Origin of the sequence: Hydrogenophaga sp. (assembly GCF_031426985.1) — a bacterium.
Lineage (GTDB): Bacteria > Pseudomonadota > Gammaproteobacteria > Burkholderiales > Burkholderiaceae_C > Hydrogenophaga.
This window is the reverse complement of record NZ_JASJOY010000070.1, coordinates 101,637-118,413: the sequence shown is the minus strand read 5'-3', so window position 1 is coordinate 118,413 and position 16,777 is coordinate 101,637. Positions and strand designations below refer to the sequence as shown.

The following is a 16,777-nucleotide window of genomic DNA, read 5'->3' as shown; positions in this document are numbered from 1 at the left end:
CGCTGTCCAGGTTCAGCACCAGGCTGCCCACGTCGGTGTTCAGGCCGTTGCCGGCTGTGCCCACGCTGGCCGCGGTGATGTTCGCGCTGCCGGCCACCAGGGTGGTGCCCTCGCTGTCGGTCAGCGCCCCGGCCACCACCAGCGTCACGCTCTGACCCGTTGCGCTCACGCCGCTCAGGATCAGGTCGTTGGCTTCGTTCACGAACGCAGCACCGCTGGTGCTCAGCGCCAGGCTGCCCACGTCGGTGTTCAGGCCGTTGCCGGCCTCACCCACGCTGGCCGCGGTGATGTTCAGCGTCTGCGCGGTGATCACCGTGCCCACGGTGTCATCGGTCAGCGCACCGGCCACCACCAGCGTCACGCTGCCAGCGGCCTGGATGCCCTGCGCGGACAGGCCGAACGCGTCCACCGCAGCGATGTTCAAGGCGCCCGCGTCCTGGATGTAAACGCTGCCAGTGCCCACGTCCAAGGCCAGGGTGTCGACCGACACGTTCAGGGCCTGCCCCGCCGCGCCCACGCCGGCATCCGCCGTGGTGCGGATCAACAGGCTCTGAGCCGACACGTCGGTGCCACTGCCCAGGTCCAGCAAGTCGCCGCCCACGTCCAGCACAACGGTGCCGACCGAGGCTTGCACCTGCTGCAGGCGCAGGTCAACGCCAGCGCTCAGGTAGACGCCTTCGTCACCACTGATCACCACGCCGCTGGCCATGCGGATGTCACCAGCGCTTTGCAGTTGCAAGCGCCCCGTCACGCTGATGCTGGCATCCACCAGCAAATGGTCACCGGCACCGCTGCCGGTGGACCAGCTCAGATCGCCTGCGCTGGTCAGGCCACTTTGCTCCCCATCGGTGATGGACGAAACCGTGCCGTCCAGACCCACCCGGTTGACCGTCATGGCCTCGGTATTGCCCATGCGGGCGCCGCCCAGCGCCTGCACGTGCAAGCCGCCGGCACCCACCTGGGCCGACAACACCAGAGCGCCCAGCTCCAGGGGGTTGGCCTCTGTGCCCGCACCGGCTGCGCTCAGGCGCAGCTCGGTGGCGTCCACGTTCAGCGCGGTGGCGTCGGCGGCTTTGGCGTCGGTCACCTGACCGGTGGCCAGCAGGCTGACCGCATGGGCCACCACCTGCCCCAAAGCCATGTCGCCGCCCGATGCCAGGCGTGCCGTGCTGTCGGCCTGCACCACCGCATTGGCCGCCATGGTGATGCCGGCGCTGCCGGCCACCAGGTCCACGGTGGAACCGCTGGACTTGACGAGCACTTCGGTGCCCACGCTCACGCTGGTCCCTGCGAGCACGCTGACCGCACCCGTGGCACTGATCAGGTTGGCGTTGACGCCGATCGCGCCGCTGGCCTGCAACAACACCGCCCCGCCCACCGAGAGGTCGCGGACGACGTCGAGGTTGTGGCTGCTGCGGCTGCCCAGGTCCAGCACCAGGCCGCCGGCCAGGTTCAGTGTGGAGGCCGGGGTCTGTGTCAGGCGGGTGCCGGTGCCGTTGTCGGCCAAGGCCACCACCTCGCCACTGGCTGTCGCGCCCAGCTGCAGGCCATCCTTCTCGCGCAAGAAGACGCTGCCGCCGGTCACGCTCAGGCCCAGGCGCTGGATTTCCGTTTCCAGCGCGGCGCTGCTGCTGCCCACGCCGTTCCCAGCGATCAGTTCAAACTGCCCGCCCATCAGGTTGACTTCGCGCACCAAGGCGGCGTCGTCGTTCTGCGCATCGGCAATCGTGCCGCTGGCCTGCAAGCGCGCAGCACCCAGGGCGCCCACGCTCACAATGCCCACGGTCAGGTCGCCCGCAGCGGCCTGCAACAGCACCTGGCCGTCGTTCGCCACCACTTGAGCATCCACCTGCATCAGCAGCTGGGTGGCCGCCGACAAGATCACGGACCGGCCTGTGGCTTCGGTTTCGATGGTCGGTGCGTAGTTGACCGACTGCGCGTCGAACAGCTCGATCGCACCCGCCGACCGCAGGTGCACGTGGCCGCTGCGGCTGGTGATGTCGGACTGCACTTCCATGCCTTGCCCTGTCGCCAGGGTTTGCAACAGCACGTTGCCGGTGGCATTGATGGGGCCGGTGACCTGGAGCGCGCCGCTGCTCAGGACCAGCACCAGGGCGCCGGACGCGTCGGCCTCGTCCACCGGGGCGGCGGCCACCACGTCCACCGCATTGCTGCCACTGCCGTGGCTGCCGGTGATGACCAGGTCGTCGCGTTCCGTGATGAACACACCGCCACTGCCGTTGTTGGACAGCGCCAGGCTGTCCACTTCGGTGCGCAGGTGCTGCGTGCCGGTGCCCATGCCGGTGGCCGCTCGCAACGTGGCTGCGGCGTTGCGCACGATCAGGTTGTCGCTGCTGGCCAGGCCATCGCTGTCGTTGAGGTTGCCGACCAGCACTTGGCTGATGGCGCCGCCGGTGGCTTCGAGCAAGGCGCCGCCGTCGGCTTCCACGCGGCTGAGCTCCAGGTTTCGGCCGGCAAACAGGTTGACGGCACCCTGGCCGCTGTTGCCCACCGCCAGCACCGCGGTCCCGTTGGACTGCAGCACATCGTTTGAAGCGCCGATCTCGATGAAGCCATCGGTCACCACGTTGGCGCCCAACAACGCGTCACCGCCAAAGGCGTCGATTTCAATCAGGCCGCTGCTGTTGTTCAGCTGCGCGGTTTGCACCACATCGGCGGCCGCCTGAAGACGCAGCAGCCCGCCGTTGATGACCACGGCAGACGCGACCACAGCGTCGCTTCCCTCACCTTGTGCGCTCAGTGTCAGCTGACCGCTGCCAGCGCTTTGCACGCCCAGGCCGCCGTCGGCGGCCGACAACACCCGCAGGTCGCCACTGGTGGTGCTGATCAGAACCGAACCGGTGCCCACTTGCGAGACCTGTTTCACATCCAGCTGGCCACCCACGGCCAGCTCGGTCAGGGTGACCGAGCCGCTGTGCGTGTTGCTGGCCTGCACCTGCACCACGTCCAGGTAGCGCAGGTCGATGCCGCTGGCCGCGCGCACCGTCAGCTCATCGGCCACCAGGGCCTCGCCCGACACGCCGTCACCCAGACTGGCCACCGCGTTGGTCTGCAGCACCAGGCCATGGGCCGAGTACAGCGCGATGTCGTTGCGGCTGTCCACACCGGCTTCGATGCGGTTCTTCAGGGTGATGTTGTTGACCGCGTCCAGCGTGATCGAACCGTCCACCCGCAAGAAGAAGTCGCTGCCCGCCGGCATGTCGGCCACCTCGATGCTGCCGCCGTACACCGCCAGGTTGTCCCAGAACAGCGGCACGCTGGAGCCGTTGTGCGCGCCAATGCGAACCTCACCCGTTCCGCTCACCGCGTGACCATTGACTTCGTGGCCAATCACGATCCGGTCGAACCCGTCGACCAGCGCCATCATGTCTTGCGACGACAGGTTCAAGCGCAGTGCGTCGGAATAAGGCGGATCGCCCACTTCGTAACCCACACCCAGCGTGGTCGAGCGCAGGGTCAGCTGACCACCGGCCGACGCAACGGAATTGGCACCGCCCAGGAAGTCGATTTCATCGGACTCGATCAGGATGTCGCCACCCACCGCCCCATTGGCCTGCACGGAAAGCCCGCTGTCAAAAATCACCCGCTCGGCACCCAGAATGGTCAGGTTGCCGCCCAGGATGCTGACGCTGTCCGCAAAACGGACCGTGCCGCTGGCATGGATGGTCAGGTCACCGTGCAGCAACACCTCGCCTTCGAAGGTCACGTCGTCCGGCAGGTTGAACACGCCCGGGCTGACCTCGACACCCAACACGCTCAAGCCTTCAAACGGGTCTTGCGGGTATTCGGTCTGGGCCGGCTCGGCAAAGCCGATGCGACCGGCGAAGGTCACGTCACCGGGGGCATTGACCTCCAGGCTGTCGGCGCCGTCCTGACCGTTGCCGTTGATGATGTGCCAGGCTTGCCCGCCCAGCACCATGTTGCCCGAGCCGTCCGAACCGGCCACCGCCTTGACATGGCCGGTCAGGATGATCGAGTCGTCCAGGAAGATGGAATCGGAAGCCGACACCACCGAGTTCTCGTTCCAGTATGTGGTGAAACCTGAACCCGTGATGCGCAGGCTGCCGGCGACCGTGACCGACTGGTTGAGGTGGATTTCACCGCCCACCACCGGGTTGTTCACCACCACGTTGTCCTGGAACACGATGTCGGACGTGCCCGCGTCTGCAGCGTCGCCGAAGACGATCTCGTTGCCACTGAAAGCGCCCCCAATGGTGATCTCGGAGAAGCCCGGCTGCAACAAGGCCAGCTCGCTGCCGTCCACCTGGTAGGCCCCCTGAATGCTGGCATTGCTGCCAAACACCATGGTCCCGCCGAGGTCGCGGTTGCTCAGGTTCAGTGAGCCGTCCGGGCTGCGCACGGCCGCCTGGATGTCCACGTCGTAACCCCCCAGGTCCACCCCTTCGCCATTGGCGTCCAGCACACCCTCGGTCTTGAGGGTGCCGTTGAGTGTGTAAAGCACCGTCTCGCCGCCCTTGCTGGCCGTGCTGGTCAGGCCCTCACCCATCGACTCCACCAGCACCGTGTCGGTGGCCAGCATGTACATGGCGCCGCGGTCGCTGCTGGACGCGCTCAAGGTCCGACCGTTGAGCATGATGGAGCCCGGCGACAGGTCAAAGCCCGCCACGGCCTGGCCGACCGAACCCTCGACGGCGATGCGGATCTGACCTTGTGGGTCCAGCGGGTCGCCGGTGCCTGTGGCCTGAATGAAGGAGCCATAGGCCTGGCGCAGAACGGTCCCGTTGGCAAAGTGCTCGGCCTCCTGGTAGGGCTCCAGGCCACTGACCACCACCTCGCCCGTTGCGGCGTTCGTGGTCGCAAAACCGCGTGCCATCAGCCACTGGATTTCGGGGTCGAACACGGCCTCTCCGCCCACGTCCACCGTCAGCCAGTGGTCCTTGTAGGTGCGGGTGATGCCGTGGCCATCGTCGGCATGGGTGATGGCGCCGGCGTTGACCAGGCTGCCCTTGGACAGGACCAGGGCCACGTTCACGCCGGTCACGCTGTTGGCGAGGCTCAGATTGCCGCCGTCCACGTTCAGGCTGACCGTCCCACTGGTCGACTCCATGGCGGCATTGACCACCATGGCGCTGCTGGTGCCCCCGACGTTGATCGTCAGGTCGCCGGTGGCGGTGACCGCCCCCGCAACGGTGACCGTTCCCCCCACGGTGGACACCGAAGCCGCGCCGCCGGTTTGCTGCAGGCGGTTGATCAACAGGGAACCGGTTTCCACCAGCCCGATGTCGCCCCCGCCCGTGTTGCGCACATCCAGCGCGGCCACGTCGATTTCGATCGGGTTGAGCAGTGAACCGATGCCGCCGACCGCCTGAACGACCAACTGTGCCGTCTGCGCGACGATGTCGATGCTGCCTTCGGCCGCGTCCACGATCTGACCCGAGGTGATGGTCAGGTCGGCGCTGCTGGTGCTGCGCAGTTTGCCCAACGTGATCTGCCCAACGGCCTCCAGCGTCAAGCGACCACTGCCCGCGTTGACCTCGGTCTCGCCGGTCATGGTCAGGGCGCCGCCCGTGGTCAGTTCGATGTTGCCGCTGGTGGACAACACGTCGCCGCTGATGTCCATGACCAGATCACCGGCGGCATCCAGGCTGATGGTGCCACTGGCGCTGCGGATGCTCTCGTTCAGGCGAATGCCGCCAGCCGACGTGCTCAGCGACACGGTGTTGGTACCGCTGGCCGCCATGGCACCGTTGACGGTGAGCGCACCGCCCGCCTGCACCGCCACGGCACCGCCGCCGCTGACCAGACGTTCGATCACCAGGGCGTCCTTTTCGTAGACGCTGATGTCCCCCAGGGCGGTGACGGACAGACTGTCCATTTCCACCGTGGTGATCACGGAGTCGTCGCTTGACCCCAGGCTCACACCGCCGTTGGTGGCCGTCAGCACCACACTGCCACCGGCCGACAAGGAACCAATGGTGATGCCGCCCGTCCTGGACACCAGGGTGATGTTGCCCGCCACGCCGGTGATGGCACCGATGGTGATCGGTCCATCGGCTTCGATGGTGATGTTGCCCTCGCCCAGAATCTGCAGCGAAGTCAGGTTCAACGCGCCGCTCTGGTCGATGGTGAGATCGCCCGGCGCGGTCATGACGATGGCCATGGCGCCCACGTCGGACGTCAGGCTCAGGTCGCCGCCCACCTGCACGTCCAGGGTGCTGGCCGTGACGGTGCCGCCCAGGGTGATGCCCCCTCCGGCACGCAAGCGTACCTCGCCGTCGCCATTGCGACCGACGTTGATATCGGACACCACGACCAGGTCGCCCGTGCCCGCCACCAGATTGATCAGCTCGTCCGCGTTGGTCGGCAGCGAGACGACGGTCAGACTGTCTTCGGCCGCCAGGCCGAAGTCCCCCGGGGTGCGATCGGGAATGATCAGCACGTAGTCGTCCGGCTGCACCACCGGGTTGGATGGACTGCCCACCGTGGTGTCCAACCGGCTGGCGCTGGTCGTGAAGGCCCGATTGGCCTGGCTGGCGGTCAGCGTCAGGGTCTGGTCGCCGGTGCTGACGCCCACCACCACCAAACCGGTGGCTTCGAGCTTGAACTCCAGCGCCGCCATCAGGCTGGCCCAGGTGGCGGCAACGGTTGCACCGTTGACGGTGTCGCCCACGGTCACGCCATGTTTGACACCGTTGAGCGTGACGCCGTATTCCACCGAGCTGGTGGGTGTGGCCCCGCCCCCCGGCAGCACCACGGTCGATACCTGGGTGCCATCGGTTCCGGGCGCCGTGACCGTTGCGGTCGCGTTGGCCACGGTCTGGGTGTTGTCGATCAGGGTGAACGCGTTCACGCCCGAGACGGTGAACACCTCGTTGTTGACCAGCCCCGTCAGGGTGATGGTGCGCGTGGACACGTTGACGGCGGCCGACACCTTGGCATCGGCGTCGATAGCGGTTTCAAAGGCCGCCAGCACCGACGTCCAGCTGTTGGTGACGCCGTTTTGCCCGGTCTCCACCACATAGTTCTTGGCGGTGCTGCCGTGGGTGATGCTCAGCGTGTAGCGCTGGTTGGCCACCGGGTCTTGGTTGGCAAACTGCACCTGGCTGATCTGCACCGCCACGCTGGGCAGGTTGGTCGGCGTGACGCCATCGTCCAGCACCTGCGCCCGGATCTGACGCGTCAGGCTGTTGACGGTGAACGGCTGGTTGTTGGCCTCGGCGGTCAGCTCCAGTGTGTTGATGCTGGGGTACACCACCGCCTGCAGACCGTTGGCGGCATCGGCGTTGACGGCGTCGGCCAGCGCCTGCAGCACCTGGTCGGCGTTGCGGACAATGTCCTGGTACACCGCCAAACCTTGCAGCTGAATGCCGCTGACGCCGGTTTTGGCCACCGTCAGGGTGCGCGTTCCGGCGTTTACCGTGACCGCCCCGGCCAGTGCGCTGTCGGCTTCGATCGCCGTTTTCAGCGCGCCCAACACGTCGGCCCAGCCCGTGGCGCCTGCCGCCACCGTGTGGGTGAACAGCGCCGAGTCGGCCACGCCGCCCACGGTCCAGCTCAGACTGAGATTGATCACCATGCCCGCTGCCGGGCTGAAGTTGTCGAACACCAGCACGCCACTGCCGTTGATCTGCGCCGGCAAGATCCGCGCGTCGGACACAAAGCGGGCGCCGTTGCTGGTCCCGGTCAGGGTCAGCGCGTTGTTCTCCACGACGGCGTTCACAAACCGGCCGCTCTCGCCATTGATCTGCGTGGCAAAAGCGTTGAGCAAAGAGCTGAGGGACGCGCTGGTGGCCTGCTGGTCGTAGGTGAACTGGGTGCCCGCCTGGTTGATCAGGAAGATGCGGTAGGTGGTGCCCACCTCGACCGTGGTGAACAGGTTCAACACGTTGACTTGCGCCTGGCTGGTGCTGGCCGCCTGCGTGGTGGTGCTGACGGGCACGACGGAAGGCGAGAAGACGCGCACGTCGGTGTCCACCACGTATTCGTGCTGCACGCCGCTGGCGTCTGTGACGACCAGTGCGTAACGCTCGCCGGAGGCGGTCGTCAGCGTGTTGTTCAGGCTGAGCTCGGTCACCTGTGCCTGGCCTGCGCTGGCGACTGTGACCGGGCTTGCGCCCTGGCCGGTGACGGCATTGCCCGCATCGATCGCCACCGCGTCAACGTCGAAAACGAAGTCGCTGCTGGTCGAAGTCAACACCAGCTGGGCACCCGTCACCCCAGAGGAGACGGTGACGTTGCTGTTGACCGTGACGCCGATCCTTTCACCCGCCTCGATCTGGCGCTTGAGTTCACCCAGGACAGACGTCCAGTTCTGGTTCACCGTGAGGTTGCGCACGGTGGCCGTGTCCGGGTCGGTCGAGGCCACCACCAGATCGCGCAGCGCGCCCGCAATGCTGGCCAGCGTTTCGCTGGCGCCCGCCGTGTGGTTGTAGGTCTGATCGCCCACCTTGAGCTGGTAGGTCGCACCGTTGACCGCGGCCACGCCGGTGAGATCCACCACGGTCGCTGCGCCGGTTTTGCTGCCGGTCGAGACCGTGACCGCGGTGCTGCCAGACACGGGCTGCGACACCCCCAGGGACGAGGCGGTGACCGTGCTGCTGGCGGCGCCCTGGGTGATCAACACCCGGTTGCCCACCAGACTGGCGGTGTACGTGGCGTTGCCGTTGATGGCGCTGGCGAGTCGGCCCGCCACGTCACCGATGGACGTGTCGGCGCTGGTGGCCACCGTGCTGAAGCTGTTGGCCGGGCTGGCCAGCGTCACGGTGTAGGTGGCACCGCGTTGCCATGTGACGGCGCCGAAGTCGATGACCTGCACCCGTCCCTGCACCAGGCTGGCCTGGGGCGCCTTGCCGACCACCGTGGCGGCCACAGCCGCGGCGCTGGCGGTGTTGTCCAGCGTGATGGTGTTGCCGCTTCTGACGGCGGTGTAGCCCGTGGTGGCGGTCGCCGCATTCACCTGGGCGGCCAAATTGATCGCCACCGAAGCGATGGTGGTCGACCCGCTGACGGCCATCGAATACGTCTGGCCATCCAACTCCAGCACCACCGACGACAGACCCGTCAGGCTCACGCCGCTGAGGTCGATCACCGAAGCACTGGCGGAGGCCAATTCGCTCACCGTCTGCACAGACACCGCGGGCACGGTGGTGCCCGAGAGTGTCAACACGCCGCTGGACGCGCTGTCGGTGATGCCGCTGATGTTCAGCGCCGTGGCCATGGACAAGGCCAAAGCGTTGGTGTTGGCGGGCCCGGTCACCAGCACCGGAGTGTGACCGGTCACCGTCAGTTCGACATCGCGCACGCCGCTCAGGGCCAATCCCGAGAAGTCCACGGCCATCTGCTGCGACACCGCCGGAGTGCCCAGGTTCGTGGGGGGCACGGTGGCGATGAAGCTCACCGCGTCGGTCCCCACGCTGCCCAGTTCCAGCATCACGTTGTTGCCCACCTGGGTGGCGTACCGGTTGCCGTTGATGACCACCACCGCTTCGCTGCTGGCGCTCAGCGCGCCCGTGGCAAAAGTCAGGTCGGTGATCTGGAAGCCCCCGGTGCCGGCGGCCTGCACGGGTGAAGCGCCGTTGTCGGCCACCGCGTTGGCCACCACCGCGGCCATGGACTCGCGCAACTGCAGCGCGCCGAGCGTGAACGGGGTGTTGTTTTGCTTGGCGGTCAGCGTCAGCTCGCGGGCGCTTTCGTCCACCCCCACCGTCACCACGTTGTCGGCCTCCATCGCGGCCTTGAAACGGCCCAGCACATCGGCCCAGGTGGCGTTGGCGGCCAGCCCAGCCACGCCTGGCTGCACCGTGTAGGTCGTTGTGGTCGTGCCGCTGGTGAGGCTGATGCTGTACTCATAGCCCAGCCCCAGCGTGCGCGGGAAGCTGATGCTGCTCACCTGTTTCTGGTCGACACCGGCCAGGGTCACAACCGTCTGGTTGTTGGACTGCACGCCCGAGCCGGTGGCAAACGCGCCCACCTGGTTGACCTGGGTGATGCCCGTGCTCAAGGCGTTGCTGCTGGCAATGACACGCACCTCCAGCTCGGCCCCGGTGCCGCGCACCGTCGGGTCGCTCAGCACCAAGGGCGCCAGTGCCAGGTTGTTCGTTGCCGCGCTCCAGGAGCCGTCGCGCACTTCCAGCTGGTAGCCATACAAGTCGGCCGACTGCTGGTCGTAGGCGGCGTATTCCAGGGCCGCTGTGGCCTGGAAGGCCTTGTTCACCGTGAGGGCCGTCAGGGTCAGCCTGCGGTTGACCGCATCCACCGTGACCGCCTTGCCCAGCACGCCGGGTTCGCCGGCTTCGATCTTGGTCTCGAGCGCCGACAACACGCTGGTCCAGTTGTCGCTGGTGCTGGCGGTCACGCTGTACTTGCGGTTGTCGATCTGCACCGAGTACACATTGCCATCGGCCACCGCAAAGGCCACGCCGCCACTGGCTGCGAACGCCTGGTTGGCAGCATCCGCCGTCAGCACCAGCTGGCGCGCACCGGCCACCACCGTGGCGGTGGTCGGGCCGCCGTCGATCTGGCTCTTGAGGTTGCCCAGCAAGGTTGCCCAGGTGCTCCCCACCACCACCGTGGTGCTGTAGCTGTTGGCACCGATCCACACCGTGTAGATGTCGCCCACGGTCAGTTCGCGCTGATCGAACACGAGACCGGTGATTTGCGGCTGGCTGGTCGATGCCACCTGTGTGGCCACGATCCCGGCCTGGCCGTCAAAGTCCAGACGGCTGACCTGCGCCACTGTCGCGGAGGCCGCCGTGGTGGTGGTGTTGTGGGCCACCAGCTGTTGCAGCGCCTGCCATTCGTAGACGCGGCCCTTGGCATCGATGGCCACCAGGCCACCCGTCTTGAGCGCCCCCACCGAGGCCCCGGCCTCGATGCTGTCCACGTACAGGTCGCCGGCCGATTTGACAACGATGTCGTCGCCATCGGCCACGTTGTGCACGTCGCGCACGTACAGGTCGTCACCGGCGATCACTTCGATGCGGCCGTTGTTGGCCTGCAGGCGGTGAATCACCAGGCCCGTCGCCTCGTTCACACGCACGTCGCCGCTGTTGCGGGAATCCAGGGTCAGCGTGTCGATCAGGGTGTTGAGCTGGGCCGAACCCCGGGTGTCCACGAACATGTCCCGGGCAATGAAGACCGAAGCGCCGTCCGAGGTGATGGAATCGGCTCGCAACTCCAGACGACCGACACCGGCCGCGGTGCCCGTTGGGTCCGCGGCGACGATGCCGCCCTCCAGCGTCAACGCACCTTCGACCCGCAGCGTGACGTTCTGAGCCGCCTTGAAGCCGGTCAGGCCGCCCACAAAGCCGGACAGGGTCCAGTCGCGCACCGCAGTGCCCGGCTGTTCCAGGTCGATGTAGATGTCGCGCAGGGCCCGAATCTCGAAGTTCTGCGCCGGCAGATCGTTGGTCTGCACGTTGATGAAGCCGGTGAGCGTGACCACGGCCGACTCGTTGATGGTGTCGGCAAAACTGCCGTTGCCATTGAAGTCGATGCCGGCCTGGGCCTCGCTGAAGCTGTCGGTGGTGTCACCGTCGTTGTTGAAGTCAAAGGCCTTGAGCACATTGCTGCTGCCGCGGGCCTTCAAGACCACCTCTTCAATGACCGCGCCAGGTGTGGCGCTACCACTGTGGTAGCTGGGCTTGACCGACACCGTGCCCGACAGGATCAGATCCTGTCCGGCCACCAGTTCCAGGCGGCGGTTGGCCGACAGGCTGCCGTCCAGCGTCAGGGTGCCGCCGGTCTCGACAATGATGGTGTCCGCCGACATGTTGCCCGGCAGCGCCCGCGTGTACGGGTTGGTCAGGGTGCCTTCACCGAACTGGATGAAGTCGCCGGCGCGGTATTCAATGCGCTCGGGTGCACCGAAGTAACGGTACAGCTGCACCGAATCACCGGCCACAAACGCGACGCCGCTGTTGTAGACCAGGGCCTCGCCGCTGGCAGGGCGCAGCACCGAAACGCTGTTGCTGGTGCTGGCCAGGCGGATCGAATCGCCCTGCACCAGGCCGCTGTAACCCGGCCGGGTGACGCCAGCGACCACGGCCTCTTGGCGACCGACACGCAGTTCCTGTTGGGCACTGATGGACACGTCGCCACTGGCGGTGGTGGTGACCACCGCCCGCAGCACATCCAGACCGGCGCTTTTCTCGCGCACGCCGTCGCGGTCGGACAGACCGATGTCGCCGCTGGCGGTGACCGCGTTCAGGGTGTTGATGGCGGTTTCCAGCCCGGTGATGCCCTGGAAGGCACTCACGACGAACTCGTCGGCCACCACGTCGACCGCATCGTCCACAAAGGTTTCCAGCACGCGGCCGCCGGTGGATGTGAGGAACACATCGCCCAGCGAACTGAGCGTATCCGGGGTGGACAGGCTGCCATCGGCGGCCTTGATGGACGGCAGGTCGGCCTCGGTTTCGGCGTAGGTGCCGGCCGAGACGTGGCGCACAAAAATGTCCCCGGTCGCCTGGATGCTGATGTCGTTGGCATCGCTGTTGGACTGCGAACGCACACCCTCCAGATCGACGGCGCCCGTCGCCACGTCCACCAGATCGACGGCGCCCGCCGCCGTCAGGTTGAAGTCGCCGTTGGCGACCAGGACCAGGTTGAGCTTGAGCGTCTGGCTGCCTTGGTTGACGAACACATCGCCCGCGCCACTGGTCTGCACCCGCAGGGCATTGACCTGGGTTTGCAGCGGTGCCGCGATGCTGCCCAGACCGCCAAAGACGGCCAGGTCCAGTTCGTCGGCCAAGATCGGCTTGGTGGGGTCGGCAAATGCGAGCACGCCTTCGACCCGGAAGCTCACGTCGCCACGGCGCACACCGAGGCTGTTGCCGGTGCTGAATTCGCCCACCCGCAGGTTGGCCGTCGCGCTGCTGCCGCCACGGCGCTCGGTGACCACCGTGATGTCGTTGCGGTCGCTCAGGCCCTGGGCTTCCAGGCGCAGCGCGTCCACGTCGCCCACGTTGTGCACGGCGATGGCGCCGTTCTGGCTTTGCGCCCGGGTCACCGTCAAGGCGCCCAGGTTGATCAGCGATATGTCACCGGTGTCGCTCAACACCAGGTCCACCGTGCTGGTCTGGGTGTTCAGGGTGATGCCGCTGGCCGCGCTGGCCACCACCTGGCTGGCCAGCAGCAGACCGCTGGGCAGGGTTTGCGTGGTCACCGCGCCGGTGTCTGCATCGGTGTGGCTGCGTTCCACCAGGGTCTGCAGCACACTGCCTTGGCTGGCGCTGAGCGTGATGAACTGGCCTGCGGTGGCCGCGCTCAGGGTGGCATCGGTCAGCGTTATGTCGCCGCCATTGGCACCGGCGCTCAGGCTGATGCCCTGGCTGCTGGCCACCACCTGGGTATCGGCGTCGGCGCTGATGCCGCCGCTGCGAGAAACGCCTTGCCCCGCTTGCAGCACCACCGCACCCGCGGTCAGGCTGCCAGACAAAGACAGGTCACGCCCCGCGCTGACCGTCAGCGTGGTGGCCGCGTCGGCGCTGCTGCTGCCGCCCAGGCGAATGTCGCGGTCAGAAGCCAGCGACATGGCCGCCGAGGACGACGTGCTGGTGTTTTGCGTCACCGTCAGCTCGCCCGAATCGGCCACATCCATCAGGTTGCCGGCCCACAGGTTCAGGGTCTCGGCCGTCAAGCTGGCGGAGATGGGAACGACCACACCGTCCACTTCGGTGGTGGCCACACCCCGCAGCCGCAGGGTGTCGTCGGCGCGCACGGTCAGATCTTGGGCGGCCACCATCTTGCCGCTCAGGCTGACCTTGCCACCCGCATCGATGCGGATGCTTTCGCCGCCGATGGACGTGTTGGCGCCACCGAAGGCGCGCACCGTGGCTTCGGCACTGTCCAGCACCGTCTTGAGCACGGTTTCGGTCGTGGTGATCGGGCGGCTTTCCCACAGGGTGACGTTTTCAAACGTCACCACCGGCACCTGCTTGGTGGTGGTTTGCTCCACGGGGAGCTTTTCAAACAGATCGCGGTCCAGCGTCACCAGCTTGAAGTCTTGCTGGATGCGTTGGTCTTTGATTTGTTTCCACTTCGACGTCCAGGCGTAGGTGTAGTCGAGGTAGTCCTCATTGATCGTCTTGTCCAGCTCCTTGCGGCCGTCCACCTGGTAGACGTTGAACTCGCTGCCACCTTTCTTGCCCGTGTTGTCGTAGTAGCTGACCGCAGTGCGCAGTTCGTCGTAGCGGTAGTCGCCGGGGTTGTTGGACGGGCTGGCGTAGCTGCCGATGTTGAACCCACCGCTGTTGACGGTTTGTTTGTAGGGGTCCTGGTTGCTGTAATCGACCGACGAAGCGCTGTACTCCCGCTGGTCGTTGATGACACTCTGAACCGAATAGAACAAGACGTCGTCGCCGGTCCAGCCCCGGCCCTGGGGGTCCACCTTCCATTGGCCGGTGATGTCTTCCCAGGCCGTCCAGTACTTGTACTGGAAACCAAACTGGCTGTAGTCGGTGCGCGCGGACCCCACTTGCGTGAAAGCCGAGGTGTCAAAAGTCAGCGCGTCGATGTAGGTGTCGAAGGCCTGGATGCGGTCGGTGTAGCGCCCGGACTGGTACAGCTCCATGGCCGCCCGGACCCGGGCGTCGAGCGTGATGGACCCCGTGTTGTCCACATAGGTGTTGCTGCTGGTGCTGCCGTTGTCGTCGGTGTTGAAGGCAATCTCGTTGGCATTGCCCACGGTGTAGTACCACTCGGGATGGCGTTCCAGCGTGGTCCCCAGGGATGGGTCCCGGCCGCCGATCTCGTAGGTTTTGATACCCGTTTCGTCGTCGTAGACCGCGTTCCACGTGGCGCGACCGTCTTCGCTGGGCGCGTGAGGGTCGATGCCGCCCTGGAACCCATCCACCGGGAAGTAGTAGCGCGAGGTGATCTGCTCGTAATCGACCTGGCCAAATTCCTTGTACCGTCCCACGTATTCGCCGGTGGCGCCTGCGCGCAACGTGGTCCAGGTGCCGCCGTTGTCGACGTTCTGGTTGTCCAGGGCAGTGCCGCCAATCGGCTGCGTGGTGGCCATGCTGGCGTCACCGGTCAGGAAGCGGGTCTGCCCCACCGATTCGACGCGCAGGATGTCGACGTTGGCCCCCTTGGGCATGCGCACATAGCGGTCGCGCCAGCCGTCGGCGTCGATGTAGTACACGACCTGCTCGGCACCGTCCCATTCGGGCGTGATGGCCTGGTCGGGCTGCAGCACACCGTTCTTGGTGCTCTTGACCACGGCGTTGTCGTAGTCGAACTGGAACAGCGCCATGTAGCCGGTGTGCTTGAGCACGGCCGCACGCTGCGCGTCGTTCAGGCCGGTGAAGTCCAGGTAAGTGGCCTTGTCGGTGTAGTCGAAGCCGGGCGCCTGCGCGCCTGAGCCGGCCCAGTCCACCTCGCTGTTGCGGTAGTCCAGACCTTCAATCAACACCTCCACAAAGCGTTGCGCGGCAGGCTTGTTGGGGTTGTAGTACCCCATCTGGCTCAGCGTCACGTCCATGGTGGTGTATTCGGAACCCACCTTGAACTCTTTGTATTCCACGATTTCGGTGATCTGGGTCGTCTCCCAGGTCACCACAGGCACCTTCACCACGCCCACTGCCACCTGTTCGTAACCCGTCACGGTGGTGATGGTTTCGGCCACGGTGGTGTAACGATCGACCGTGACCGAGCGCGAGCCCGCCACGGTGGCCGCCGCGTTGAGGGTGATGTCGCCACCGGCCTGCAGCGCGATACTGCCGTTGGGTGCGGAAAGCACGCCAGCGCCGCTGACCACAATGTTGCCGCCGATCAGCGCGGCCTTGGGGATCACCGCCTCCAGCTGCGTGCGGCTCCAGTTCATGTCCACACCGGCATTGAGCTCGATGCGATCGTCCGAGGTGATGAAGCCCCCCGCAATCGTCAGACTCTGGCCGACGTTGAACAGCACACGGCCGTCCTGCGCACCTTTGCCTGCGATGCCCACGGTGACGATGCCGTCGACCTGGGCCACCGGGGCCAGCAGGTGGATCAGCTTGTCGGCCAGGATCAGCGCGTCGTTGCTGGCCTGGGGCGCCACCGCATTGCTGCCCGAGACTTCCAGGCTGCTGCGCGCCCGCAGGAACACCTGCGAGTCCACCCCCGTGGCGTACACGTAGCTGCCGGCCAGCACACGGATGTTGTCCGCGCTCATTTCCACCTGGTCGCGCACGTCGATGTTGCGGTAGACCAGCACGTCCTTGTCGGTCGACACCAGGCTCAGCAGGCCGACCTTGGCAGCGCCCAGGTCCATCTGGCCCAGCACGCCTTTGATGAAGATGCTGTCGGTGGCGTTGACCCGGATGGTGCCGCCCGCGGCGGTGTCCAGGGTACCGCCCGAGACGTAATCGACCACCGTGGCGCCGTCGACCGTCCGGGTGTTCACCACCAGGGTCTCGACCAGCACCGCCACACCGCTTTCGTGGGTGCCGGCATTGATCACCAACTGGTCGTTGGCCGTGATGAGCCCGTCGATCAGCACCTGCGCCCGGCTGGTGATGGCGATGTCGGCGCCCACGTCCTGCGCAGCGATTTCACCGCGCAACGACAGGTCGCCATCACTGGTCAGGGCAATGCTGCCGTTGGCGGCGGGCTCGGCATCGCTCCACGTGGCGGTGCTGCCTTTGAAGGTACCGGTGGCGTCCACCAGGATGGAGCTGCTGGCCGACATGAGCATGCCCATGCCGTCGTCGTCCAGGCCGGTGTTGACGGTGATGGCGCCGGTGGCGTACAGGTCGCCGCCCACGCTGCCACTGCCCAGCACAAAGCTCTCGCCGGCGCGCACCTCGATGGC

General features: G+C 66.4%; 1 protein-coding gene (running past one end of the window). It reads right to left on the bottom strand.

Annotated features, from left to right (window positions below; all coding sequences use genetic code 11):
- The coding region annotated (locus RMP09_RS09760) for a hypothetical protein (RefSeq protein ID WP_310565787.1) crosses the window boundary (this coding region is incomplete at its 3' end): on the bottom strand, window positions 1–16,777 show 16,777 of its 42,814 nt. 26,037 nt of the annotated region lie beyond the right edge of the window.